Source organism: Ruegeria sp. D1(2025), from assembly GCF_056536425.1.
The window spans coordinates 220,563-244,878 of sequence record NZ_JBQFPO010000001.1; the positions used below are offsets into that span (position 1 = coordinate 220,563).

Annotated in this window: 20 protein-coding genes; 13 read left to right on the top strand and 7 right to left on the bottom strand. The window is 58.5% G+C overall.

Annotated features, from left to right (window positions below; genetic code table 11):
* Positions 1-12: 12 nt before the first annotated feature.
* Both ACR1XU_RS01195 and ACR1XU_RS01200 read right to left on the bottom strand, forming a co-directional pair.
* Entirely contained in the window at positions 13-399 is a 387-nt protein-coding gene (locus ACR1XU_RS01195) for a hypothetical protein (protein ID WP_480906779.1), read from the bottom strand.
* A 104-nt stretch (positions 400-503) separates the two neighbouring features.
* Entirely contained in the window at positions 504-1,265 is a 762-nt protein-coding gene (locus tag ACR1XU_RS01200; RefSeq protein WP_480906776.1) for an FkbM family methyltransferase, read from the bottom strand.
* Between the two features lie 100 nt (positions 1,266-1,365).
* Here ACR1XU_RS01200 and ACR1XU_RS01205 point away from each other — a divergent pair, with 100 nt between their 5' ends.
* The 3 genes from ACR1XU_RS01205 (at position 1,366) to ACR1XU_RS01215 (ending at position 3,530) form a co-directional block, all read left to right on the top strand.
* On the top strand, positions 1,366-1,965 hold the full coding sequence (locus tag ACR1XU_RS01205) for a superoxide dismutase (protein WP_170325347.1): 600 nt from the start codon (positions 1,366-1,368) through the stop codon (positions 1,963-1,965).
* A gap of 3 nt (positions 1,966-1,968) precedes the next feature.
* The gene (locus ACR1XU_RS01210) at positions 1,969-2,850 is read left to right on the top strand and encodes a metallophosphoesterase (RefSeq protein ID WP_170805443.1); all 882 of its coding nucleotides are present in this window, start codon (positions 1,969-1,971) and stop codon (positions 2,848-2,850) included.
* Positions 2,851-3,071: 221 nt separating this feature from the next.
* The gene (locus tag ACR1XU_RS01215) at positions 3,072-3,530 is read left to right on the top strand and encodes a host attachment family protein (protein ID WP_480906773.1); all 459 of its coding nucleotides are present in this window, start codon (positions 3,072-3,074) and stop codon (positions 3,528-3,530) included.
* A 52-nt stretch (positions 3,531-3,582) separates the two neighbouring features.
* Here ACR1XU_RS01215 and ACR1XU_RS01220 read toward each other — a convergent pair whose 3' ends face one another.
* A complete protein-coding gene (locus ACR1XU_RS01220) occupies positions 3,583-4,134 on the bottom strand; it encodes an LOG family protein (RefSeq protein WP_480906770.1) in 552 nt (183 codons plus the stop codon).
* A gap of 126 nt (positions 4,135-4,260) precedes the next feature.
* Between ACR1XU_RS01220 and ACR1XU_RS01225 the strand changes: the two genes are divergently transcribed.
* The 3 genes from ACR1XU_RS01225 to ACR1XU_RS01235 all read left to right on the top strand — a co-directional run bounded on the left by ACR1XU_RS01225 (position 4,261) and on the right by ACR1XU_RS01235 (position 8,096).
* Complete coding sequence (locus ACR1XU_RS01225) at positions 4,261-5,736, top strand: LysM peptidoglycan-binding domain-containing protein (protein WP_480906766.1); 1,476 nt, start codon at positions 4,261-4,263, stop codon at positions 5,734-5,736.
* 79 nt (positions 5,737-5,815) lie between these two features.
* Positions 5,816-7,621 carry an ABCB family ABC transporter ATP-binding protein/permease gene (locus tag ACR1XU_RS01230; protein WP_480811781.1) on the top strand — a complete coding sequence of 602 codons (1,806 nt, stop codon included), beginning with the start codon at positions 5,816-5,818 and terminating at the stop codon, positions 7,619-7,621.
* A 64-nt stretch (positions 7,622-7,685) separates the two neighbouring features.
* Complete coding sequence (locus ACR1XU_RS01235) at positions 7,686-8,096, top strand: DUF2147 domain-containing protein (protein WP_480906763.1); 411 nt, start codon at positions 7,686-7,688, stop codon at positions 8,094-8,096.
* 30 nt (positions 8,097-8,126) lie between these two features.
* Here ACR1XU_RS01235 and ACR1XU_RS01240 read toward each other — a convergent pair whose 3' ends face one another.
* Positions 8,127-11,924 carry an efflux RND transporter permease subunit gene (locus tag ACR1XU_RS01240; RefSeq protein WP_480915578.1) on the bottom strand — a complete coding sequence of 1,266 codons (3,798 nt, stop codon included), beginning with the start codon at positions 11,922-11,924 and terminating at the stop codon, positions 8,127-8,129.
* Positions 11,921-13,153 carry an efflux RND transporter periplasmic adaptor subunit gene (locus ACR1XU_RS01245; RefSeq protein WP_480908957.1) on the bottom strand — a complete coding sequence of 411 codons (1,233 nt, stop codon included), beginning with the start codon at positions 13,151-13,153 and terminating at the stop codon, positions 11,921-11,923. Before ACR1XU_RS01245 ends, ACR1XU_RS01240 begins: the two co-directional genes overlap by 4 nt.
* A 226-nt stretch (positions 13,154-13,379) precedes the next feature.
* Between ACR1XU_RS01245 and ACR1XU_RS01250 the strand changes: the two genes are divergently transcribed.
* The 5 genes from ACR1XU_RS01250 (at position 13,380) to ACR1XU_RS01270 (ending at position 19,027) form a co-directional block, all read left to right on the top strand.
* Positions 13,380-14,051 (top strand): hypothetical protein, encoded by a 672-nt coding sequence (locus ACR1XU_RS01250; protein ID WP_480908956.1) that lies wholly within the window; start codon positions 13,380-13,382, stop codon positions 14,049-14,051.
* A 45-nt stretch (positions 14,052-14,096) separates the two neighbouring features.
* Positions 14,097-15,419 carry a PQQ-like beta-propeller repeat protein gene (locus tag ACR1XU_RS01255; protein WP_480908955.1) on the top strand — a complete coding sequence of 441 codons (1,323 nt, stop codon included), beginning with the start codon at positions 14,097-14,099 and terminating at the stop codon, positions 15,417-15,419.
* A 49-nt stretch (positions 15,420-15,468) separates the two neighbouring features.
* The gene (gene der, locus ACR1XU_RS01260; protein WP_480908954.1) at positions 15,469-16,932 is read left to right on the top strand and encodes a ribosome biogenesis GTPase Der; all 1,464 of its coding nucleotides are present in this window, start codon (positions 15,469-15,471) and stop codon (positions 16,930-16,932) included.
* Positions 16,933-17,364: 432 nt separating this feature from the next.
* Complete coding sequence (locus ACR1XU_RS01265; protein ID WP_170816605.1) at positions 17,365-18,351, top strand: fatty acid desaturase; 987 nt, start codon at positions 17,365-17,367, stop codon at positions 18,349-18,351.
* A 91-nt stretch (positions 18,352-18,442) separates the two neighbouring features.
* The gene (locus ACR1XU_RS01270; RefSeq protein ID WP_480908953.1) at positions 18,443-19,027 is read left to right on the top strand and encodes a helix-hairpin-helix domain-containing protein; all 585 of its coding nucleotides are present in this window, start codon (positions 18,443-18,445) and stop codon (positions 19,025-19,027) included.
* Between the two features lie 64 nt (positions 19,028-19,091).
* On the opposite strand, the gene serS is transcribed toward ACR1XU_RS01270, so the two are convergent.
* On the bottom strand, positions 19,092-20,384 hold the full coding sequence (serS, locus tag ACR1XU_RS01275) for a serine--tRNA ligase (protein ID WP_170805454.1): 1,293 nt from the start codon (positions 20,382-20,384) through the stop codon (positions 19,092-19,094).
* Positions 20,385-20,469: 85 nt separating this feature from the next.
* Positions 20,470-22,131 (bottom strand): mechanosensitive ion channel family protein, encoded by a 1,662-nt coding sequence (locus ACR1XU_RS01280; protein ID WP_480908952.1) that lies wholly within the window; start codon positions 22,129-22,131, stop codon positions 20,470-20,472.
* A 201-nt stretch (positions 22,132-22,332) separates the two neighbouring features.
* Here ACR1XU_RS01280 and yajC point away from each other — a divergent pair, with 201 nt between their 5' ends.
* Together yajC and secD are read left to right on the top strand one after the other, a co-directional pair.
* On the top strand, positions 22,333-22,620 hold the full coding sequence (gene yajC, locus ACR1XU_RS01285) for a preprotein translocase subunit YajC (protein WP_170610183.1): 288 nt from the start codon (positions 22,333-22,335) through the stop codon (positions 22,618-22,620).
* Between the two features lie 33 nt (positions 22,621-22,653).
* Positions 22,654-24,315 (top strand): protein translocase subunit SecD, encoded by a 1,662-nt coding sequence (secD, locus tag ACR1XU_RS01290; protein WP_480908951.1) that lies wholly within the window; start codon positions 22,654-22,656, stop codon positions 24,313-24,315.
* The last annotated feature ends 1 nt before the right edge of the window (position 24,316 follow it).

Sequence of the window (24,316 nt, forward strand, 5' to 3'; positions counted from 1 at the left end):
TCCGGGGCTTTTTTATTTGACCAACGCGCAGTTTCCGGTCCCGTATGGTTTGTTTGATGCACTTACGTTGCCAAAGCTACCGCGGACTTTGATCTTGTTTTTGGCTTGATCGAGGTTTGCCTGATACCGCATGCGCACCGCCTGACCGTCCGAACTCGGCAATGTGACCTTCCAGCTCATCTGGTAAATGTCGTTTCTGCGGGTATTCAGGTTTGCGTCCATCCAGTCGTGGTAGTTACTGACGACCTTCGCTTTGTTGGCTTCTGGATCAATGCGAAAGTAGTATTCCGGTGCGATCCAGCCTTCCCGACCCTTGACCTTGCAATGATATGTCAAATCTTCAGCCGCTGCCGTCTGAGCAGCAAATGCCGCAATGACAATTCCAAATAGTCGTTTCATTTCTTATCTTATTCATCAATGAGTTACTGGCGGAAGGAAACAGGTTTAGCTCGGGGAAAAACAAGCAGAACCGCACGTAAAATGAGACGGTGGATTGTCGCATTCTACCCGTGCAGAACAATCGCGCGATAGCGTGTCAATTCTTCGGGTTTGAGCATTGTCTGAACGTCTGCCGGTTGCCCGCTTTCGTCACAAACATTGGAGTAAAAGGAAAGGCTTTCCAGCAGCTCGGATGTGCGGGTCAGGCGATCTTCGTCGGCCAACAGGGGGGAGTGGAGAGAGAGATACAGTGCAGGCCGTACCTTTTCCAACCATGACAACAGGGTTGGCAGTACGAAGAACTCGGCCCCTTCGATATCCATTTTGACCAGTGACACGCCAGACAGATCATTCACCGCCTCGAACTGATCCCAGGCAATGGTCAGCGCATCGCTGCCATGTGCGCCGTCATGAAGCAATGAACTGGTGGAATCGCCGGGCTCTCCGCGCAGGGATGCCATGCGGGCCACACCGAACTGGTCTGACAGCGCCACACCAAAGGCCGACACGTTGTGGATGTCGTTCAGGTCCAGATTCCACGCCAGATGTCGGTAGGCCGTCGGGTCCGGCTCGAAACACCAGACATGCCGCGCCTTGCGTGCGCCATAAAGGACGGTGGGGCCAATCCACGCACCGATGTCAAGGTAAACGCTGCCCGGCGTCAGGTACTCATCAAGGACGGCGAAGGTCTCGGGTTCCCAGTCACCCGCAGACGCCTTGCGCCAGAATTTCGAATGATAGGGGTCAAGGCGAAACGGCTCGCCGTTCAGGTTGCCCGCATAGTATCCGCGGGCGCGGTAGAACATCTTGCGCGCCTGTGTCAGCATCGTCTGCCTCCGGGTTTTCTTGTCTCGGCCCTTGACCTGCGGCGGCTGCCAAAGCATTTAACCTTGGGAACCGCAACTTACATTTTAACAGGGGGCCGACATGGCTTTTGAACTTCCTGATCTTCCTTATGCACATGACGCGCTGGCAGCCAAGGGTATGTCCGCGGAAACACTGGAATATCACCACGACCTGCACCACAAGGCCTATGTCGACAACGGCAACAAGCTGATCGCCGGCACCGAGTGGGACGGCAAGTCGCTGGAAGAGATCATCGTTGGCACCTATGACGCAAACGCTGTCGCCCAGAATGGCATCTTCAACAACATCAGCCAGCTGTGGAACCACAACCAGTTCTGGGAAATGATGGGCCCCGGTGGCAACGCAATGCCCGGAGAGCTGGAGAAGGCGCTGACCGAAAGCTTTGGTTCGGTCGATGAATTCAAGTCGCAGTTTAGCGCCGCTGGAGCAGGTCAGTTCGGCTCGGGCTGGGCGTGGCTGGTCAAGAATGCGGACGGCTCGCTGGCTGTCACCAAGACCGAAAACGGTGTGAACCCGCTGTGCTTTAACCAAACCGCTCTGCTGGGTTGCGATGTGTGGGAGCACTCGTACTACATCGATTTCCGCAACAAGCGTCCGGCTTACCTTTCGAACTTCCTCGACAATCTGGTGAACTGGGAAAACGTTGCATCGCGGATGTAATCATTGACCCGACGAGGGTTCATACGGGGTCTGCTGGCGGTTACGCTGGCAGGCCTTTTTACTGCGGCTTATGGCTTTTTCATCGAGCCGGCCCTGCGGCTGCGCGTACGTAAATGGCGCCTGAAACGAACCGACTGGACTGCGCCCCCGGTTCGTATTGCGGTTCTGGCTGATCTGCATGTCGGAGAGCCGATGATCGGGCTTGACCGCATTCGCCAGATCGTGCGGCGCACCAACGCACTGGCGCCGGATCTTATATTGCTGCTTGGGGATTACTCGGCAGACCTGAAAACCTTCATGCAGCCGGTCAGGCCAGACGATCTGGCCGACGTTCTTTCTGATCTTGATGCGCCGCACGGGGTCTTTTCGGTGTTGGGCAACCACGACTGGTGGGATGACCGGCAGGCTCAGCAGCGGGGTGGTGGGCCGAATATCTACGCCGAGGCGCTGGGACGCAAAGGCATCACGGTTCTGTCGAACACCGCGATCAAGCTTGAGGCGTTGGGATTCTGGCTGGCTGGGCTTGAGGATCAGTGGGCTATCCGGCGCAAGGGCGGCGGGTATCAGGGGCTGGATGATCTGCCGGGCACCTTGAGTCAGGTAACGGACGATGCGCCGGTCGTGATGATGGCGCACGAACCGGACATTTTTCCAAAAGTACCAAAGGAAGTTGCGCTTACCCTGTCCGGGCATACTCATGGCGGACAGGTGCGCCTGTTTGGCTGGTCGCCCGTGGTGCCATCCCGCTATGGCAATCGGTACGCCTATGGGCACGTGCAGGAAGATGGGCGGGATCTGGTGGTGTCAGGTGGTATTGGCTGTTCAATCCTGCCCGTGCGGCTGGGGGTAACACCTGAGATTACAGTGATCGAAATGTCGGCTTGATCCTTTTCTAAGCGCTGGTGAAAACCTGCCGATACGTCGACTTTTGCCTTCGCCGGGATTGTATCGCGCCCCGCAGACCCTACGTAAAGTAGGCGGCAGGAGAGAGCTGCAAATCAAATAGACAAGCGACAGTAAGCGCGCCAATCCAGTGTTGGCACGCTTTAAAAGACTTGTGCCCAAAGGGCGGGGGGCGACCTCAACGGCCGATACAGGAGATCACTATGGTCGCAATTGAACAGGGAACATGGGTTATCATCGCAGACGGGGAAAAGGCGCTGGTGATGGAAAACATCACAGACGCCGAAGATCCCAATCTTGTCGTCGTCTCGGTTGAAGAGCAGGACACGGCGGACAACAAACCCAAGGACCGTGCAGGACGCCGGTTCGATGCCGGGCCGAACCAGAAGTCGGCCATGGAAGAGACGAACTGGAAAGCCCACGCCAAATCCTTGTTCGTTCAGGATGTGGCGGATTTGCTGAATCGAAAGGGACTGAAAGGTGCGTTTAAGCGGCTTGTTCTTGTCGCCAGCCCTCATGTTCTGGGCCTGTTGCGCCGGCGGCTTCACAGCGAGGTGCTGGCCAAAGTGGTCGCCGAGGTCGACAAGACCCTGACCAACCACCCGCTGCACAAGGTCGAACAGGTCTTGCGTCAGCGATTGGCAAAGCCTGCGGTTGCCTGATTACTTTTTCCCCGGGAGGCCAAAAGGTCCCCGGGGTTCCGGACATCCTGAGTTACGTCAGAAGCGAACGCAGGGCCTCAATGGCCCCTGTTGGGGAGTCCACCCAGGTCAGAAACTCGCCTAGCGATGGATCGGCAAATTCCTGATCGATGACCTGCGCGACCAGTTCGCGCAGCTTGTCCCAGTATCCATCAACATTCAGGATCAGGATGGGTTTGTCGTGCAGGCCTAGCTGCCGCCATGTCAGGGCTTCGAACAGTTCGTCCAGCGACCCGGGGCCACCCGGCAGAACGACAACCGCGTCTGCATTCATGATCATGACCTTCTTGCGCTCGTGCATGGTCTCGGTAATCACGATATGGGTTAGGTCGGTCTTGCCGACCTCGCGCCGGACCAGATGCACCGGGATGACACCGAACGTTTCCCCTCCGGCAGACTGCGCGGCGCGCGCGACTTCGCCCATCAGCCCGACATCTCCGGCACCATAAACCAGACGCCAGCCCTCATTTGCCAGCAATGTGCCAAACGCTGCGGCGGCTGCGGCATAGGCGGGATTTGTGCCATTGCGTGACCCGCAATACACACAGACTGATTTCTGAGACATCAGATGGGTTCTCCGGGCTTGTGTCTGAGGTTTTGACCCCTGATAGCGGGATTGATAGGTTGCCTCAACCGTCAGGCAGAATGTGTGAAAGTCAAAGCATTTGCGCTGCGGAGTGAAAGGAAAAGAATGGACGCCAAGTCGGGAAGCGGAAGCTCTGGAAACTTCCTCTGGGGATTGATCGCTGGAATTGCAGCTCTGATCGGAGCGGGAGGTTTGTATCTGTCCGGCATTTTTGGCGATGAACAGGACACTCCGGTGCCTCAGCAGACTGAACTCGCTGCCGAAGCGCCACAGGAAGATGTCACCACCGAAGCAGGAGAAGCCGCTGAAAAGCCTGCGCAGCCTGAGGAAACGGCGGAGCCTGAGCAGTCTGTAGATCAGGCCGGGCAAGGCGAGGGCCAACCGGAACCGGCGGGCGAGGAAAAGGCTGAGACCGGGCAGGCAGTTGAACCTGCGCCCACGCCGGTCATCGCGCCTGCTCTGGATCAGGTTTTTATCGAAACGGACGGGAACGCCCTGTTGTCCGGCACCGCCGAACCGGGTTCCGAAGTCCGCGTCTTGCTGGATGGAGAGCCTGTGCACAGCTTCACGGTCGATGCCAGCGGGCAATTTGCCGAGTTTGTCGTAATCCCGTTTTCCGATATCGCAAGGGGCTTGGTGCTGGAGACATCCGACGGAGCCACGGCGTCGCGTTCGGATGATTACCTGATAGCGGCGCTGCCCGCGCCCGAGCCGCAACAGACCGAGGTGGCTTCAGCCGAACCGCCAGAGGATGCCGGAGCGCAAACGGTTGAGCCCGGTGCATCCGAAGTGGAAGTCACGGAACCCGAACCGACCGAGACCGCAGCAGCGGAAGACACGGGAACAGACCAACAGCCTGTGATTTCTCAAGAGGAGCAGACGGCAGAGGCATCTTCTGAGGATCAGCCCCAGCCCGAGTCCGAAACGGCAGTTACTGAAACCGCCGAAACCGACACCGCAGAAACTGAACAGGCAGAAACTGAATCCACCGTATCTGAACCGGCAGCCGAGGCTTCTCAGGATCAGCAGGTCGCCGTATTGCGGTCTGGTGAAGTAGGTGTCGAACTGGTGCAGCCTCCTGCGACGCAAACTCAGCAGCCGGATCAGATTGCTTTGGATACAATCGGCTATTCGGAAACCGGCGAAATCGAGCTGACGGGGCGTACGCAGGGCGGATCGGCTGTGCGTCTTTATCTGGACAACCGCCTTGTCGGCGATCTTCCGTCTGCGGAAGACGGAAAATGGCGGGGCGAGATCGAGGGTATCGACCCAGGTATCTATACATTGCGGGTGGATGAAGTGGCCCCCGACGGAACTGTCGTCAGTCGGCTGGAAACCCCATTCAAGCGAGAACCAATCGAGACGCTGCAGGCCGCTGATCAGTTGGATGAAGCGGATGCCGAGAGCCAAACCGCCGCAATCCGGTCAGTCACGGTTCAGAAAGGCGACACACTCTGGGCGATTTCGCGGGAACGTTTTGGTGACGGTATTCTCTACGTCAAACTTTTCGAGGCCAACCGCGACTCGATCCGCGATCCGGACCTGATTTATCCGGGTCAAATCTTTACCATCCCCGAATGAACACCCGGCTCTGGCCCTTTTGGGGGCGGGGGCCTATTTCTGATCTCAGGACAGACACGTGAAGCGACGGACAGCCCCAATGCAATCTGATAACGGGTCAGAACCTGACGAACGGCGCTCTGGCTGGCGCACGATCCGAAAGGTTTCGCCTTACCTGTGGCCCGATGATGAGCCATGGGTTAAGCGCCGCGTTGTTCTGGCGCTGACGATGCTGGTCGTGGCCAAGCTGATCGCGGTATATACGCCGATTCTGTACAAGGGCGCGGTCGATGCGTTGGCGGGCGAAGGTGTGCCGCCCATAGCGCTTGGTGCTGTCGGGCTGACAGTGGCCTATGGCGTCGCGCGGATGATGACCGTTGGCTTCCAGCAATTGCGCGATGCGGCTTTTGCGCCGGTTGGACAGCGTGCTTTGCGTGCGCTTGCGCTGGAAACCTTCCAGCACATCCACCAATTGTCCATGCGCTATCACGTGACACGCCGAACAGGCGGTCTGAGCCGGATTATCGAGCGGGGCGTCAAAGGGGTAGAGTTCCTGCTGCGGTTCCTTCTGTTCTCGATTGGGCCGCTGATCCTGGAACTGCTGCTGGTTGCGATCATCCTGATGTGGCTGTTCGACGTGTGGTACCTGGTTGTCGTCGCCGTCACCATCACACTTTACATATGGTTCACGTTCGCGGTGACGGAATGGCGGGTCAAGCTGCGCCGCGAGATGAATGATCAGGACACCGAAGCCAATCAGCGCGCGATCGATAGCCTGCTGAACTTCGAAACCGTCAAGTATTTCAACGCGGAGATGCGCGAAGCCGAACGGTACGACGTTTCGATGAAGGCTTATGCAAAGGCCGCGCTCAAGACCGCTTATTCGCTGGCCTTTCTGAATTTTGGACAGTCCTTCCTGATCACGTGCGGGCTGATCGGTGTCATGGTTCTTGCGGCCATCGGCGTGCAGAACGGAGGCCTGACGGTGGGCGATTTCGTGATGGTGAACGCCTACATGATCCAGATCACCGTGCCGCTGAATTTCCTGGGCACGGTCTATCGCGAAATCCGGCAGTCTCTGGTGGATATGGGGCAGATGTTCGATCTGCTCGAACAGCCCGCCGAGGTAACCGACAAGCCTTGTGCACCCAATTTGAAGGTGAATGGCGGCGAGGTGACGTTGGAAGATGTGCGGTTCGGGTATGAGGCCGACCGGGAAATCCTCAAGGGAGTATCCCTGACCGTACCGGCAGGGCAGACCGTTGCCATCGTCGGGGCGACTGGGTCGGGCAAGTCGACCATCGGGCGGCTTTTGTTCCGGTTCTACGATGTCACCGGTGGCGCGCTGAAAATCGACGGACAGGATGTCCGCGATGTCAGTCAGACCAGTCTGCACGCGGCCATCGGTGTCGTGCCGCAAGACACCGTGCTGTTCAATGACACGATCCGCTACAATATTGCTTATGGCCGCGAAGGAGCCAGCCAGTCCGACGTGGAAGAGGCCGCGAAAGCTGCTCAGATACACGACTTCATCGCCAGCCTGCCTGACGGCTATGACACAAAGGTTGGCGAGCGGGGGCTGAAACTTTCAGGCGGTGAGAAGCAGCGCGTGGGTATCGCGCGCACCTTGCTGAAGAATCCGCCGATTTTGTTGTTGGATGAGGCGACCTCGGCGCTGGATACCGACACCGAACAGGACATCAAGGACGCACTGGCGCGGGCGGGAGAGGGGCGCACTGTGTTGACCATCGCCCACCGACTGAGCACAATTGCCGAGGCCGATCGCATCGTTGTGCTGGAACGGGGCGAGATCCTGGAACAGGGCACGCATGACGAGTTGCTCTCTCGAGCCGGGCGCTATGCGCAGCTATGGAACCGGCAGCAATCGGACACGCAGGCTGCCTGACGCGCGTTGTGTCCTGCAGGCTGGTTTTGTGATAAAACAAGCCTGTTGATACAGGAGATTTCCGATGCGTCGATTTGTTCGAAAAGGCACAATTGCGGGCATACTTGCCGTAGCTATCAACCTTCCCACACTGGCCGCAGCTGATCCGATCGAAGGCGTCTGGAAGACCGAGCCAGATCGAAAGGACCTGATCTCGCTGATCAAGATCACGGCGTGCGGCGACAAGTTTTGCGGTCAGATTTTGTCGGCCTATGACAAATCCGGAAAAGAGGTGCAGACGCCCAATATCGGGAAGAAACTGTTCTGGGATGTGTCCAGCGAAGGTTCGGGCACATATGGCGGCGGAGAGTTTTGGGTGCCACTGCTGGATGTCGAGGCGGTGCCTCAGATGACGTTGCAGGGCGACACGCTCAAGGTCAAAGGATGTGAACATCACCTCTGCGGCCATCAGACCTGGACGCGATTGCAGAAATGAAAAGGGCCGGTGTTGGCCGGCCCATGATCTTTATTCAGCTGCTTTCAGGGGCGGATTAGGTGGTTGATCCGACGCCTGGTCCGACTTCGCCACGGACAGAGCGTCTGTGACCTCTTCGTCCTCCCAGATAACCTCGGTCGCCTGCGCTTTTCTCGCCGCCCGTCCAATGGCCATATCCTGTGCCAGCCGGCTGGCGCGGCCTGCCGAGGCGCGGGCCAGTGCCTTGCCCAGCCAGATTGTGTAGGTCGCCACCCAGACTCGCAACGCCAACAGCGATGGTGTCACGATCAGCGTCAGTACGGTCGCGATACCCAGACCAAAAACGACCGCAGTGGCAAGCTGTTTCCACCACAGGGCGGTGGGGCTGTCGATGGAATAGCCGCCGTTGATGAAGTCCAGCGACAGACCGAACATCATCGGTGTCAGACCCGCCATCGTGGTCAAAGTGGTCAGCAGAACCGGACGAATGCGCGCCTCGGCGGTGCGGACGATGGCCTCGATCCGGGGCATGTAGCGGCTGTATTCCTGATAAGTGTCGATCAGAACGATGTTGTTGTTCACCACGATCCCGGCCAGCGCCACGATGCCCGTCCCGGTCATGATGATCGAGAACGGCTGTTGCATGATCATCATTCCGATCAGCACCCCAGTTGTCGATAGAACAACCGCCAGCAGCACCAGCACCGAGTTGTAGAACGAGTTGAACTGCGCCAGCAGGATCACGAACATCAATCCCAGCGCACCCATGAACGCATTTACAAGGAAGGCGCCGGATTCTTCCTGTTCCTCCTGGTCGCCGGTCCATTCCCAGCTGACTGCTTTCGAGAAAGGTCCAGTGTCCAACCACTCCGTCAGGACGGCAATCCGTTCATTGGGGTTGATCAGCGAGAACTGCGCGCCGCCATCCTCGATCGCAGACCGGATATCCTCGGCGCTCTGGCTGCTGGTCAGCTCGACAATCTCATACGCCTCACCATCGGGGCTGGTCAGGGTCGCGGCCTTAGGCTCCGCGCCTTCCGCAACCGCCCGGACAACGGCCAGCCTTTGTTCTGTGCCGTCCGCGTCGGTGATAACGACTTTGCTCAGCCCCGGTTCTACGTCCGCTTTGATGTCGTAATACCGCTCCTGATTGATGCGGTTGATCTCGGCCAGTTTTTCAACCGGCTTGCGGGTTACGAAATTCGATAGTGGCACCAGACCGTCCGAAGTGCGGACCTTCAGCGAATCCAGCGTGGAAAGAACGCGGTCTTCTTCGGGCAAGCGCACACGAATCTCGACCTCTTCATCGGTACTGTCCGGGCGCATCTCACCCAGCAGGATACCGCGTGTCACCAGTTGCACCATCGCTCCCACAGTCGCCACATCGGCCCCGAAGCGGCCCGCCTTGGCCACGTCTACGTCGATCTGCCAGTCAATGCCGGGCAGGGGCAGGGTGTCTTCGATCCTGACCAGACCGGGGGTGGTGTCGAACGCCTCGCGCGCGGACAGGGTTGCTGAGGTCAACTCCTCCCAATTGTTGCCCTTGATGCGCAGATGCACCGGTTTGGCCGAGGCCGGACCCTGATCCAGCGGCTGAAGCTCGACGATGATGCCGGGCAGTTCGGCCAGACTTGCGGTCAGTTCCTCAAGCACCCTATCGCCGTCGTAATTGGGATCGATGAAATGACGGTCAAACAGCCCGCCGAGGATCGGCTCTGACACATTCGGGCGGTCTTCCCACGGGATGATTTCGAACTGCACACGGCCAACGGTGTCGCCGGGGGCCTGCGCGCCACCGGTGTTCTGGTTCAGCCCACCTTCACCGGCAAAGGCGAAGACGTTGATAACAGCCGGGTGCGCGCTGATGGTCTGTTCAGCGGCCAGAACAATTGCGTCTTTTTCCGCCAGAGACAGGTTGCCACGGGCGCGGACATAGGCGGTGGCCTGTTCGGGCTCAGTCTCGACAAAAAACTCGACGCCGCGGTTGTTGTTCGAAAAGGCCGTCATCACAGATACAACGGCAAAGCCGATCACCGCGATCGAGACGATCGGCATGATCGGATTGCCAACGAGGAATTTTACCATATAGCCAAAGACCGTGTGTTCTTTGGCCGTGTGCACGTGGTCGTCTTCGCGGCGTTCGATCTTTGCCGCGCTCAGCGTGACCGACCCTGCAAAGGCACCCGTCAGAAACAGGAACGCGCCGAACAAACTGCCTGCGGTGCCGCCGATTGGAAGCAGGTAGGTCGGGTTCAGCACCTGCATCGCACCCAGGAAAATCAGGTAGAGCGATGGCGGCACCAATACGGCGCGTACCCACCAGCGGGTTTGCGCACGCAGCCAGTTCGACGTGCGGTCAAAAGTCCGGCTCAACCGGCCCGAAACACCGCCCATCACAGGCAGATAGATCAGCGCCACAATCAGCGAGGATGACAGAACGAAGATCAACGTGATCGGCAGCATCTTCATGAACTCGCCCGGAACGCCGGGCCAGAACAGCATGGGCAGAAACGCACAAAGCGTGGTCGCCGTCGATGACACGATGGGCCAAAACATCCGCTGTGCCGCCTCGACATAGGCGTGCATCGGGCCGACGCCTTCCTTGATGCGCTTGTCAGCGTATTCGACCACCACGATGGCCCCGTCGACCAGCATCCCGACCGCAAGGATCAGGCCGAACATCACCATGTTCGAAATGCTGACGCCCATCATGGCCAGGAAGGCGAAGCACAGCAGGAACGAGGTCGGAATCGCAAAACCCACCAACAGCGCGGCACGTGTACCCAGCGACGCCAGCACAACGATCATCACCAGCGCAACGGCTGTCAGGACGGAACCTTCAAGCTGGCTTACCATCGAGCCGACGATACGGCTCTGGTCATTCGACGTGCCGACGTCGACTGCTGCCGCCAGTTCCGGTGGCCAGATCTTCTGAGCCTCGGCAACGACCTTTTTGACCTCGTTGACCGTGTCGATGACGTTAAAGCCTTTGCGCTTGACCACCTGCAAGGCAACGGTGGACTCGCCATCGAACCGGGCAGTGCCTTCGCGGTCTTCAAAGGTGTAATTGATCTGCGCCAGTTCGCCCAACGTGACAACGCGGTCGCCATTGACCTTGACCGGCAGCCCGTAAACATCCTGCGCCGTCTTGAAGGACGAAGGGATTTTGACCGAGAAGGTGCCTTGCGCCGTCTCGACTTCACCAGCAGCGATCAGCTGGTTGTTGTTCTGCACAACGTTGATCAGTTCAGCGGCGGTGACGTTATAGGCCTCAAGCCGCAACGGGTCGATCACCACTTCAAGTAGTTCGTCCCGATTGCCGGCAATCCCGGCTTCCAAAACGGAATCTAGCGCTTCAAGATCGTCCTGCAGGTCTTTGGCAACACGGGCCATTGTGCGTTCGGGAACCGCGCCGGTCAGGTTGACGATTACGATTGGAAATTCGGAGAAGTTGATCTCGTTCAGCGAATACTGCTCGGCACCGTCGGGGAAATCTGCCTGCGCGCTGTTCATCGCGTCGCGGACATCGGCAGTGATCGCGGTCTTGTCCCAGCCGAAGTCGAACTCAAGTGCAATCCCGGCATAGCCTTCTGCGGCGGTGGCGGTCATTTCCTTCAGACCGTCCAGATCCGCCAGTTCGGTTTCCATGGGCTTGATGAGCAGGTTCTCGGAATCCTCGGCCGAAATGCCGGGGAACGAAACCGATACGAACAGAGCCGGGATTTCGATGTCCGGCTCGCCTTCTTTCGGCAGGCTGACATAGGCAAACCCGCCGACCATCAAAGAGATCGCGATGAAGGCCAGGACCATTCGGGCCCTGTCGGCGGCCCAACTGACAATACCCGTCATTGCGACAATTCCCGGTAGGTCGGCGCGACACTGACGCCTTTGGTCACGAATTCCTGCCCGACGACAATGATATCCACAGTTTCAGGCAATCCGTCGATCCAGACACCGCTTGCGGTGTCACGCAGCAGATGAACAGGCATGAAGTCGACTACATTACCCGCTGCAATTGTGCGAACCCCCAATTGGCCTTCATTGTTCAGCGTCAATGCGGATTGCGGCAGCAGGTGCGCCTTGGCGCCTTCGGCTGCGATGCGAATGTCAGCGGTCTGGCCGTCGCGGATGGCCAGTTCCGAGTTCGGAACGGTGATCTCAACCTCGAAGGTCCGGGTGGTTTCATCGGCGGAACGGCTGAGGAATGTCACACGGCCCGTAACCTCAAGACCGGTCACCAGTTTGGCCGAAGCCTCGGACCCTACAATGATCCGGTTCACTTCGGTCTCGGGAACAAAACCCACCAGCTTGATCGGATCCAGCTGAATGACGGTTGCACAAAGCGATCCTGGCTGCATCAGGCTGCCCAATTCCGCCGTGTCGCTTTCCAGCAGGCCACGGAACGGCGCTTCGATGGTAAGGCGGTCAATCTCGCGCTGGGCCGCTTTCACCTCGGCCGCGGCAGCTTCGATACCGGCGCGAGTGGCCTCCAGACCCGCTTCGGCCGATTTCACACCTGCTTCAGCGGTGCTCATGGCCGCTTCGCTGGAAATCCGGCGTGTTTCCGACCCAAAACCCGTTTCAGACAGCTTACGCGCCGCTTTCAGGTTGATCTCGGCCTCGGCCACGCGCGCATGTGCTTCGGCAAGCCGGGCCTCGGCTTCGGGGATACGGCTTTCGGCCTCAAGCTTGCCCGCCATCGCTTCGGCCAGGCTGGCCGGGCGGGTGCCGGGGTCGAGTTCGCACAAAAGATCTCCGGCCTCGACAAAAGTGCCCTTGCGCTTGGGTTCTGACACTACGGTCGATATCGTTTCGGCCAGCACTTCGACCTGACGGTTAGCCTTGGTCTGGCCACGCAACAACACTGCGCTGTCGATCTCGCGCGCCGAAGACCGCAAGGCGACGACCTTGATTGCACCCGGATTTTGGGCAGCTTCCGCGCCCTCACCACCTTCAGCGGCTTGTGCTTCCGTTACGTCATCTTTTCCAGCAAAGGCGAACAGGGCGTCCCTTTCGAACACCAAAAAGTATAATGCAACAATTACCAAAAGCGCGTTTGCGAATGAAATCAATCGCATGCAGAAATTCTCCTAGGATTCATTGCCAGATTTTCACTGGCGCTTATGCCTCAAAATGGGGTCCGGCATAGGCCATTTCCATACTGAACTGAATAGTTCGGTTTAGTTTTTTTCGCAAGGGCGCACTAAGCCGGTGAAAATGTGCGAAATCGGACCCTTGGCTTGGACGTGGTGCCGGGGTATGACATGGCGCTAATATGACAGGACACTAAGCCTGGGGGCAGGGATGAGCGACGTCGACAGTTTCATTGATGAGGTGACAGAAGAGGTGCGCCGCGACCGGCTGTATCTGCTTTTGCGCCGTTGGGGCTGGGTGGGCATTGCAGCGGTTGTGCTTATCGTAGGCGGGGCCGCTTTCAACGAATATCGCAAAGCCAGCATTACAAGTCAGGCTCAGGCGCTGGGCGATGAAATTCTTGCGGCGCTGTCGCAAGATGATTCCGCCGAACGTGCCGCTGGTCTAAGCGGGATACAAACGCAATCGCCGGGTGGGGACGCAGTGCTGAAAATGCTGCTGTCCGCATCGCAGAACGAGGCCGGTTCGGTGCAGGATGCCGTGACCAGCCTGAACGCGGTTGCGACGCAAGCTGATCTGCCCGAAATCTATCGCGCCATCGCGAGCTTCAAGGCGTTGTTGTTGCAAAGTGAAACCCTTTCGGCGGACGAGCGTCGCCTGCAATTCGAGGCACTGGCCGCGCCCGGTGCGCCGCTGCGTCTGTTGGCAGAAGAACAGCTTGCGCTGATTGATGTCGCCGAGGGCAACACCGCCGCCGCGATTGATCGTCTGCAAGCGCTGCGGCAGGATGCCGAAGTTGGTGTCGATCTGCAGCAGCGTGCGACCCAGCTGATCGTGGCGCTGGGGGGCGAACCGGAACAACTGGTCGCCCAGCAAGGCTGATTGAGACAGCGAAACAAGAATGACGACAGGCGAGTTCGGAACATCATGGTAACGAGACTATTCCCCCGCATTGGACTGCCATTGGCGGCGATTGCCCTGACGACGCTTGCGGCCTGTCAGGAACCCGAAGTCATTCTGCCCGGTGAGCGCGAAGACATCCGTCCTGCGTCCGATACCGAAACTGTTGAAACCCGTGGGTCCAAACCAATCAGCCTGCCGGGGCAGACATCGAACGCCAATTGGGCGCAGAGCCCGGGCACAGCCGCTTTCCGAACCACAAACGCTGCGCTCAGCTCAGCACCGCAGCGCATCTGGTCCACTTCGATTGGCGAAGGCGATTCCCGTAAGAAACGGATTACAGCAGAACCGGTTGTTGCAGGCGGGCTGATTTATACCCTTGATTCCGGAGCCACAGTATCGGCCGTTACACCTCAGGGGCAGGTCGCCTGGAGCACCAACCTTATCCCTCCAAGCGACGGTGATTCCGACGCGACAGGTGGCGGCATGGCCTATGCCGACGGGGTCTTGTACGTCTCATCCGGGTTTGGTCGCCTCACGGCGCTGGATGCCAAGACCGGCGCGCAACGCTGGCAAAAACGGCTGAACGCAACCGGCAGCGGTGCGCCGCTGGTCAAAGACGGGTTGCTTTACGTCGTCGCCGGGGATGAGACCGGCTGGGCTGTGAATACCAAGGATGGCCGTATTGCCTGGCAGGTCGAAGGGACACCCAGCGTTGGGAACGTGCTTGGGGCACCGTCGCCCGCGCTGACCTCGGACCTCGCGGTCTTTGCTTTCGGATCCGGTGATATTGCCGCGACGTTCCGCAGGGGCGGCATCCGCCGCTGGAACGCTTCGGTCGCGGGCGGACGTCGTGGTCGCGCGGCAGCCCGGATCGTTGATGTCACCGGGGGGCCAATGGTAACCGGGGACACGATCTACATTGGCAACCACTCGGGCCGGACCGTGGCGCTGGAAGGTGGGTCCGGAGAACGTAAATGGACCGCCAACGAAGGTGCGGTTGATACGGTCTGGCCGGTCGGAAACAGCGTCTTCCTGATCAGCGACCGCAGCCAGTTGGTGCGACTGAACGCAACAGACGGATCGGTGATCTGGGCGCAGGACCTGCCCGGATTTGTCAAGGACAAGCCCGGACGGCGCGGGGAGATCTTTGCGCATTATGGTCCGATCCTTGCTGGCGGGCGCATCGTTGTGGCCTCGAATGACGGGTATGTGCGCTTTTACAGCCCGGTTGACGGAACCCTGGTTCACCGGATCGAAGTCCCCGGCGGGGCGACCGCGTCGCCCGTTGTCGCGGGGCGCACTTTGTATATCGTGTCCACCAAAGGTGCACTGCACGCTTTCCGTTGACGGCAAGATGCGCTAAAGGGCGCATCTTGAGTCTTGAAAGTTGAGTATCATGTCGCTGACCCTCGCTATCGTGGGGCGCCCGAATGTGGGCAAATCCACACTGTTCAACCGCCTTGTGGGCAAGCGCCTGGCCCTGGTCGACGATCAGCCCGGCGTGACACGTGACCTGCGCGAAGGCGAAGGGCGGCTTGGCGATCTGCGATTCACCGTGATCGATACGGCGGGTCTTGAGGATGCAACGGATGACAGTCTGCAGGGGCGGATGCGCCGCTTGACCGAGCGCGCGGTGGATATGGCCGATGTCTGCCTGTTCATGATCGATGCGCGTGTGGGGCTGACTCCCACGGACGAAATGTTCGCGGAAATCCTGCGCAAACGATCCAAACATGTGATCCTTGCGGCCAACAAGGCCGAAGGGAACGCGGCGGATGCCGGCGTGCTTGAGGCTTATAATCTGGGTTTGGGAGAGCCCGTGCGCCTGTCGGGCGAGCATGGCGAAGGAATGACCGAGCTTTACGCCCACCTCATGCCTCTGGCGGACGCGATGGCAGAACAACAGGCCGATGAGACGCCTGTGACGGATGTGGAACTGGACGAAGAGGGCGAAGGCGAAGCGCGCCTGATCACCGATGCGAAACCGCTTCAGGTCGCTGTTGTCGGTCGTCCAAATGCCGGAAAATCCACCCTGATCAACAAGATTATGGGCGAAGATCGTCTGCTGACAGGTCCCGAAGCCGGGATTACCCGTGATGCCATCAGCTTGCGGATCGACTGGGCCGATCCTGATGGCAACAGCACGCCGATGCGGATTTTCGACACCGCCGGGATGCGCAAAAAGGCCAAGGTGCAGGAGAAGCTGGAAAAGCTGTCCGTCTCGGACGGGCTGCGCGCGGTCAAGTTTGCCGAGGTCGTGGTTGTTCTGCTGGACGCGGCCATACCGTTTGAACAACAAGACCTGCGCATCGCCGATCTGGCCGAACGCGAAGGCCGTGGCGTGGTCGTCGCGGTCAATAAATGGGACATCGAAGAGGACAAGCAGGAAAAACTGCGGGATCTGAAAGAATCCTTTGAACGGCTGTTGCCCCAGTTGCGCGGTGCCCCGCTGATCACCGTTTCAGCGAAAACGGGCAGGGGGCTTGAGCGTCTTCGCGCCGCCATCCTTCGTGCCCATGACGTCTGGAATCGCCGTGTGCCGACCGCAGCCCTGAACCGCTGGCTGGCAGCCATGCTGGAACAGCACCCGCCGCCTGCACCGCAGGGACGTCGGATCAAGCTGCGCTATATGACCCAGGCCAAGACCCGCCCGCCGGGGTTTGTGGTCATGTGCTCGCACCCGGACAAGATGCCGGACAGTTATTCGCGGTATCTGGTGAACGGGTTGCGTGAGGATTTCGACATGCCCGGCACACCAATCCGGCTGACGCTGCGTGGGCAAGGGGACAAGAATCCGTACAAGGGGCGGCGCAAGAAAAACGCCGGGGCCCTGGCAAAGCACCTGAAGGGGCGGGGCTGATCTTTGGGTCAGGTCCGGCCGACGCAGCCGGACCCGATCATGGATTTTGATAAGTGCCCGGTTCCAAAGACTCGGTACGCTTCGGCCGGTTCATGAAAATTGCGATGTGCGCGGCCCCGATTCCGGTCAATCGCGAACATGAGTCGAAAAAGATAAGAATATCGCGATATTTGTATGTACTGGCGCCGTCAGTTTTGATCTTGAGAATGCGAGAGAAAGGTGCCGTAGGGTCAATCTCGGCGCCGGTGACGGAACAGCTTGGCAAAGACTTGAGCGGATTTCCCCGATCACTTGGACAATGTCTGAAAGAAAATGCTATCTATGCCATTGTTGGAGCATAACAATTACCCGCGCCGGTCTTGCTTTGAGACTATTCGTGTATAATCTGACGATGAACGTTCACACCGGCCAACAGAGGAAAGTGGGGCGGTTATGGATCTCAGGGAATATACCCGCCGATATGCGGTTCAGGACAATCGGCTTGCCAGCCTGAGCTACTTTGGGACTTTTGCGGTGTATTTCACATCGCTGGCTTTGGCGATCATCTTCGTGGACCGGTGGTATGTCATGGTCCCGGCCGGCATTGTTTTCGCATTTTCGGCAGTGCGCCTTTACGTGTTGCAGCACGATTGCGGCCATCATTCCCTGTTTGAGACGCGTCAACAGAACGAATGGGCGGGGCATGGCTTGTCACCCTTCACCTTTGCACCTTTCGAGGTGATGAAGCAGAACCACAATCTACACCACGCCGGTATCGGCAATCTGGAACATCGTGAGACCGGTGAAATTCACACCATGACGCTGCGCGAATGGCAGCGCGCAGACTGGAAATCCCGTCTGTTCTACAGGCTTTATCGCAATCCGTTCATCCTCGTGCCGGTTGGTGCGCTGTTCACCTACTTCATTCGCTATCGCTGGCCCAAGAACACCGTGCGATTTGGGGCAGGTGGGGTGCTGTTGCACAATCTGTCGATCATCGTGTTTCTGGGTTTGCTTTATTATGTGGCCGGGACAACGGGGATTCTGGTCTGGTTGGTTTTTTCGTTGTTGGGCGGAATGCTGGGGGTGTTTCTTGTGTATCTTCAGCATAACTTTGAAGACACATACTGGGATCGCCGCCCGGATCTGGACCCACAGGTTGCCGCTTTGCAGGGTTCTTCAGCGCTGGACTTCGGCTGGTGGTTCGACAATGCGGTCGCCTGCATCACGCTGCATGATATCCACCATTTCAACGCGCGCATCCCGTCCTATCGACTGCGCGCCTGCCACTATAACCTGCCGCCTGAATTCACCCCGCGGCGGATCAAGTTTCGCGAGGCGGTGGCAGCACTGAACCTCAAGCTCTGGGATGAGGATGCTAAACGCCTTGTTCCGTTCCCCAGGAAGTCCACGACAGGCGATCTGGCTCATAGCGGCTAACATCATGCGGTGAGCCAAGCTATCAGGGGGTTGGGGGGATGTACATCCGACGTATATATGTATTCGAGCGACGAATTGGAAAGGATCAGTAATGACCGCAGTGACCAACATAAAAGGTGTGGGCCAGGCGCTTGCAAAATCGTTGAGCGGCAATGGATTCAAAACTGCGGAAGCCATCGCCAAGGCAAACGCCGCTGATCTGGTCAAAATCCCTCGCATTGGTGCATCACGTGCGCAAAGGCTGATCGCAGCCGCCAAGGAAGCTGTTGCCAAGCCAACTGGGACCAAGCCGGCGTCCCGGCGCGCACCGGCCCGAAAACCTGCGGCCCGCAAAACCGTAGCTGCGGCTGCCGCTGAAAAGCGGGCAAAAGAAGAGGCGCGCAAGGCGGCCGAAGAAAAAGCTGCGAAGGAACAGGCAGCAGCCAAAGCCCAGAAAAAGGCCAAAGCGAAGGCCAAAGCCGAAAAAGCCGCCAAGAAGCGGCGCGAGATGGAGGCGGCCTTTTCCGAGGCGAAAGATAAAGTGAAGGCCAAGTCCAAAAAGGCCAAACAGAAGGCCAAGTCCAAAAAGGACAAGGCGAAGAAAGACGTTGCCAAGAAGTCAGGCAAAGACGCCGCCAAGAAGTCCGGCAAAAAAGAGGGAAAAAAGAAGAAGGACAAAAAAAAGGCGAAGAAGTAGTCCCTCTCCGCCTCGACTTGTTTCGAAAACCGGCACCGTTTCAGACGGTTGCCGGTTCTTTTTTTCAGGCCAGCGTGCCGTCCGTCTGCAAAGTCAGCTTGCCGCCCAGGTAGGGGGCCAGGACGTCCGGAAGGGTAACGGTTCCGTCTTCATTCTGGCCGTTTTCCAGGACGGCAATCAGGCAGCGCCCAACCGCAAGACCCGAACCGTTCAGGGTGTGAACATATTCCGGCTTGCCGCCGCTTTCGGGGCGGAAACGCGCGTTCATGCGGCGGGCTTGAAATGCCCCTGTTGTCGAAACCGAACTGATCTCGCGGTATGCATCCTGCCCCGGCAGCCATGCCTCGATGTCGTAGGTCCGGCGCGCGCCGAAGCCCATGTCACCCGTGCACAGAACTACGGTGCGATAGGGGATGCCCAATTGCTCCAGCAAATCCTCGGCGCAGCGCAGCATACGCTTTTGCTCGTCATCCGAGTTGTCGGGATGGGTGATCGAGACCATCTCGACTTTTTCGAACTGGTGCTGGCGCAGCATGCCTGCCGTGTCCTTGCCCGCACTTCCGGCTTCGGACCGGAAACAGGCGGTGTGCGCGGTCATGCGGATGGGCAGGGCGCTTTCTTCCAGAATGTCACCGGCGACGGAATATGTCAGCGTGACCTCGGATGTCGGAATAAGCCACCAGCCATTGGTTGTCTGATAGCTGTCCTCGCCGAACTTGGGCAGCTTGTCGGTGCCATACATCGCCTCGTCCCGCACCAGAACCGGCGTCTGCATTTCCGTCAGGCCATTCTTGTCAATATGCGTGTCCAGCATGAACTGCGCCAGTGCGCGATGAATGCGGGCGACACCTTTCGACAGGTTCACGAACCGGCTGCCGCTGGTCTTGGCGGCGGTTTCAAAGTCCATCGCCGCGGCAACGGCAGGGATTTCGTAGTGCTCTTTGGGTTCGAATGCGAAATTACGCGGAGCACCCCAGCGATTGACCTCGACATTTTCGTTTTCATCCGCGCCTTGCGGCACGTCGTCGGCAGGGACGTTGGCAATGCGCGCCAACTGGTCGGTCAGCAGGGCGTCCAGATCCTTGGCTTCGGTCTGCATCCGGGCGATCTCGGCCTTTTTCTCGGCCACCAGTGCGCGCAGACGCTCGAACTCGGTTTCGTCGCCGCGCGCCTTGGCGGCGCCGACTTCTTTGCTGGCCTTGTTCTGCTCGGCCTGAGCGGTCTCGGCGGCAAGTATCTTGGCGCGGCGGCTTTCATCCAGCCTTAGCAGGTCCGACGACACCGGCGCGTCCCCACGGCGCGCAAGGGCGGCGTCGAAGGCGGCTGGGTTTTCGCGAATGGCGCGGATGTCGTGCATTGTTCAGATCCTTGAATACGTGAATCACTGGAACCGCTTATGCACTATCTCGCGGGGAGGGTGTAGCCGGGACAAGACGCCCGGACTATTTCTCTTCCTCTTCGGTGGCTTCATGCGCCAGATGGCCGTCCCAAGCCTCGGCAGGGATCTTGGGTTCGGGTGGATCGGCCATATAAGAGGGCGTCATGATCTGAACACTGTTTTCGTTGAAAACGGCCACGATATTGCGATGCAGATCCGAGCGGATTTTCGGTATTATGCTGCCGCGTGTGGTGTACCCGTTGATCTGGTAGTTGATCGCGTAATCGGCCAGCGCGGTCCACAGTACAAAGGGGACGGGCTTGGACTTGATCCCTTTGGTACGGTTGGCCGCCTCGATCAGCATCGCCTCGACCTTTTCGGGCGGCTCTTCATAGCCGATGCCGACAGTGGTGTGCAACAACAGGCCGCTGCCATCTGTTTGCTTGGAAAAGTTCACCACATCCGAGTTCATCAACTGCGCGTTCGGGATCGAGATCAGCTCATTCTTGATGGATTTCAGATGCGTCTCCATCAACTTGATCTGCACCACGTCACCGATATGGTCACCAATCTGAATGCGATCCCCGATCGAAGTTGAACGGCGATAAATCACAAACAGGCCAGCAAGCATGTTCGACACGACCGAGTTTGCACCCAGCGACAGCATGGCGCCGACCAGAATGGTCAGCCCCTGAAACGCGGCCGAATCCGAGCCCGGAATGTAGGGCACTGCAAAGACCAGCGCGATCAGGATCACGATGACACGGGCAATGTTGAATGTCGGATTCACCCAGTGCTTTTCGAAATCGCCCATTTCGAAGGACCCGGCCTCGACTGCATCAAAGAAAACCCTCATGCCGCGGATGATGTAGACGGTGATCCAGGCGATCAGGCCCAGCATGATCAGATTCGGGATATAGCTGAGGATGCCCTTGAAGATCAGCAGGACGGGTTCCGTCAGATAGGTCAGAAGCAGTTGCGCGAAATACCGGGTTTCGGCAAAGGCCAGAAGGACAAAGGACAGGTAGTAGTAAAAGCCCAGAAAGAAGATGACCAGCAGGATGAAATTCAGGCCGTATCGGATCAGGGCGGCAATCGCTTCGGCCTGAACGCTTTTGGCGGTCGCTGTTTCGACGTCCTTGAGATAGCGCTTGACCAGCTTCAGGGTGCGTCGCCGGATGCGCCGGTGAAGCCACATGATAATGATGACAAACAATGCAAAGCCGACAGTCCAGGCTAATGCCTCGATCGCGCCTGACACGCGCGCCTGGTCCGTCCGGTTCGCACGGTAGTCGACAATCGCCTCTTCTATCGCGTCGCCATGCAGAAGGCTGAGAACGTCCAGTTCCATCTGGTCCAGTTCCGCATCGGCGACGGTAACGATCGAAACTCTGACGCCATCAGCGAAAATGCGTGTACCGAGATCGGTTTTTTCGAAAGTAATGTCGACTTCGGGGTCTTCCGAAGATTCGGCGACTTCGACAATAATCTTCTGAACCTGCTCGGCCCGTTCCGATGCCGGCAATGCGCTTGAGCCGCGCAGAAAGAACAGTGTTTCGCCGTCGACAACCACCGGGGCCTTGAAAACATCCGTTTCATCGGTCTCGGGGGCCAGAATTTCGGGGGGTGCTTCTTGTGTCTGTCCGGCAGTGCACATGGCAAAAGCCAGCAGGGCTGCGATCAGCAAAACTTTTAATGCTTGCAGGTATTTATATAGCTGATTCATTGTGACCCCCACGGCCTGACTATACCCCGCCTGACCGTCGTTCCTAGGGTATATCTGCAACGCTTGGAAACATCTTTCGACACGGTGACACAATCAGGACGGGTTACACCGCCGCCTTTGCTTGCAAACGGACACCTCAAAGCATAGGTTCCCGCCAAATTTGCGGAGCTTGTCCGCGATCCAAAGTAAAAGGAATGTCCCATGGAAGGTGGCGCAATCGCCCAGTTTCTCCCGCTGATCCTGATTTTCGCGATCATGTATTTCCTGCTGATCCGTCCGCAGCAGAAGAAGATGAAGGAACATCAGGCGATGGTCGACGCCGTGCGCCGGGGCGATCAGGTCGTCACCCAGGGCGGGATGATCGGCAAAGTGTCCAAGGTCAAGGAAGGCGAAAACGAGATCGAGGTTGAAATCGCTGAAGGCGTCAAGGTGCGTGTGGTCAAATCGACCATTGCACAGGTTCTGAACAAGACCGAGCCTGCGAAATAACTTCGCGCGACAATCCCTTGAAAAGGCAGGGTAATGCTGCACATTGATACCTGGAAGCGGGTTCTGATCTGGTCGGTCTGTGTGATCGGCCTGCTCATGGCCCTGCCGAATGCGTTCTATACGCGTGTCGAGCAATCGAACGACGCCAAAACCGCCATTGAACTTGGCATTGATACTCCGGAAATGCGGGCCGAGGCCGCCCAGTGGCCAAACTGGCTGCCGTCTTCTCTAGTCAACCTGGGCCTCGATTTGCGCGGTGGCGCGCATCTCTTGGCCGAAGTCCAGACCAGCGATGTCTACGAAGCCCGAATGGAGGCGATGTGGCCGGAAATTCGCGACGCCCTGCGCGATGAACGCGGGACGGTAGGCACCATCCGCAAGCAGCCATCCGCACCGGATGAGATTCGCGTACGGATCAGCCAGCCCGAGGGCATGTCTCGCGGGCTGGAAGTTGTGCGTGGTCTTGCGCGTCAGGTGCAGACGCTGACCGGTGTAGGGGCGACCGACATCGAAGCGCGCGCCGACGGTGACATGATCGTCGTGCAATTGTCCGAAGCCGAGAAACTGGCGTCGGATGACCGGACCGTGCGTCAGGCGCTGGAAATCATCCGTCGCCGTATCGATGAGGTCGGAACACGCGAACCCACCATTCAGCGTCAGGGTGCGGACCGTATTCTGATTCAGGTCCCGGGCGTCGGCAGCGCGGGTGAGTTGAAAGAGATCATCGGAACGACCGCGCAACTGACCTTTAATCCGGTTGTGGGCCGTGGGACCGACCCGGATGCCGTACCGGGTATCGGTGAAAAAGTCGTGCCCTCGCTGGACGAAAGCGAAGTATTCTACACCATCGAATCCGCTCCGGTCGTGACCGGTGAAGAACTGGTGGATGCGCAACCGTCCTTCGACCAGAACGGCCGCCCCGCAGTCAGCTTCCGGTTCAACACCTCGGGTGCGCGCAAGTTCGGCGACTATACCCTCGATAACATCGGCGCACCGTTCGCGATTGTGCTGGATGATGAGGTGATTTCGGCCCCCGTGATCCAATCCCACATTCCCGGCGGGTCCGGTATCATCACCGGCAATTTCACCGTGGAAGAAAGCACCAACCTGGCTGTGCTGCTGCGCGCCGGTGCCCTGCCTGCGGGGCTTGAGTTCCTCGAAGAACGTACCATCGGTCCCGAACTGGGGCAGGACAGCATCGATGCGGGGAAGGTGGCCACCACCGTGGCCTTTGCCGCAGTGCTGGTCTTCATGGCGCTCAGCTATGGCCTGTTCGGAGTGTTCGCTAATATCGCGCTGATCATCAACGTTGGTCTGCTGTTCGGCCTTCTTTCGGTGATCGGTGCAACGCTGACCCTGCCGGGTATTGCGGGCATCGTTCTGACGGTTGGTATGGCAGTCGACGCCAACGTGCTGATTTTTGAGCGCATACGCGAGGAACTGAAATCCGCCAGAGGGCCCTCACGCGCTATCGAACTGGGTTATGAAAAGGCGCTGTCGGCCATTCTGGACGCCAACGTCACTACATTTATCACTGCGACGATCCTGTTCGCCATGGGCAGCGGTCCGGTGCGCGGCTTTGCCATCACTCTGGGTCTGGGCATTCTGACCTCGGTCTTCACCGCGATCTTCGTGACGCGCCTGATGATCGTCATGTGGTTCGAACGCCGCCGCCCCAAAACGATCGAGGTTTGAT

What these genes read in the sequence shown, in the direction of transcription:
- ACR1XU_RS01270 (WP_480908953.1), top strand. Translation starts at nt 18,443, where the DNA reads ATGACCGCAGTGACCAACATAAAAGGTGTGGGCCAGGCGCTTGCAAAA.
- ACR1XU_RS01250 (WP_480908956.1), top strand. Translation starts at nt 13,380, where the DNA reads ATGAGCGACGTCGACAGTTTCATTGATGAGGTGACAGAAGAGGTGCGC.
- ACR1XU_RS01200 (WP_480906776.1), bottom strand. Translation starts at nt 1,265, where the DNA reads ATGCTGACACAGGCGCGCAAGATGTTCTACCGCGCCCGCGGATACTAT.
- ACR1XU_RS01225 (WP_480906766.1), top strand. Translation starts at nt 4,261, where the DNA reads ATGGACGCCAAGTCGGGAAGCGGAAGCTCTGGAAACTTCCTCTGGGGA.
- ACR1XU_RS01265 (WP_170816605.1), top strand. Translation starts at nt 17,365, where the DNA reads ATGGATCTCAGGGAATATACCCGCCGATATGCGGTTCAGGACAATCGG.
- serS (WP_170805454.1), bottom strand. Translation starts at nt 20,384, where the DNA reads ATGCACGACATCCGCGCCATTCGCGAAAACCCAGCCGCCTTCGACGCC.
- ACR1XU_RS01215 (WP_480906773.1), top strand. Translation starts at nt 3,072, where the DNA reads ATGGTCGCAATTGAACAGGGAACATGGGTTATCATCGCAGACGGGGAA.
- ACR1XU_RS01220 (WP_480906770.1), bottom strand. Translation starts at nt 4,134, where the DNA reads ATGTCTCAGAAATCAGTCTGTGTGTATTGCGGGTCACGCAATGGCACA.
- ACR1XU_RS01235 (WP_480906763.1), top strand. Translation starts at nt 7,686, where the DNA reads ATGCGTCGATTTGTTCGAAAAGGCACAATTGCGGGCATACTTGCCGTA.
- secD (WP_480908951.1), top strand. Translation starts at nt 22,654, where the DNA reads ATGCTGCACATTGATACCTGGAAGCGGGTTCTGATCTGGTCGGTCTGT.
- ACR1XU_RS01230 (WP_480811781.1), top strand. Translation starts at nt 5,816, where the DNA reads ATGCAATCTGATAACGGGTCAGAACCTGACGAACGGCGCTCTGGCTGG.
- yajC (WP_170610183.1), top strand. Translation starts at nt 22,333, where the DNA reads ATGGAAGGTGGCGCAATCGCCCAGTTTCTCCCGCTGATCCTGATTTTC.
- ACR1XU_RS01255 (WP_480908955.1), top strand. Translation starts at nt 14,097, where the DNA reads ATGGTAACGAGACTATTCCCCCGCATTGGACTGCCATTGGCGGCGATT.
- ACR1XU_RS01245 (WP_480908957.1), bottom strand. Translation starts at nt 13,153, where the DNA reads ATGCGATTGATTTCATTCGCAAACGCGCTTTTGGTAATTGTTGCATTA.
- ACR1XU_RS01195 (WP_480906779.1), bottom strand. Translation starts at nt 399, where the DNA reads ATGAAACGACTATTTGGAATTGTCATTGCGGCATTTGCTGCTCAGACG.
- ACR1XU_RS01240 (WP_480915578.1), bottom strand. Translation starts at nt 11,924, where the DNA reads ATGACGGGTATTGTCAGTTGGGCCGCCGACAGGGCCCGAATGGTCCTG.
- ACR1XU_RS01205 (WP_170325347.1), top strand. Translation starts at nt 1,366, where the DNA reads ATGGCTTTTGAACTTCCTGATCTTCCTTATGCACATGACGCGCTGGCA.
- ACR1XU_RS01280 (WP_480908952.1), bottom strand. Translation starts at nt 22,131, where the DNA reads ATGAATCAGCTATATAAATACCTGCAAGCATTAAAAGTTTTGCTGATC.
- der (WP_480908954.1), top strand. Translation starts at nt 15,469, where the DNA reads ATGTCGCTGACCCTCGCTATCGTGGGGCGCCCGAATGTGGGCAAATCC.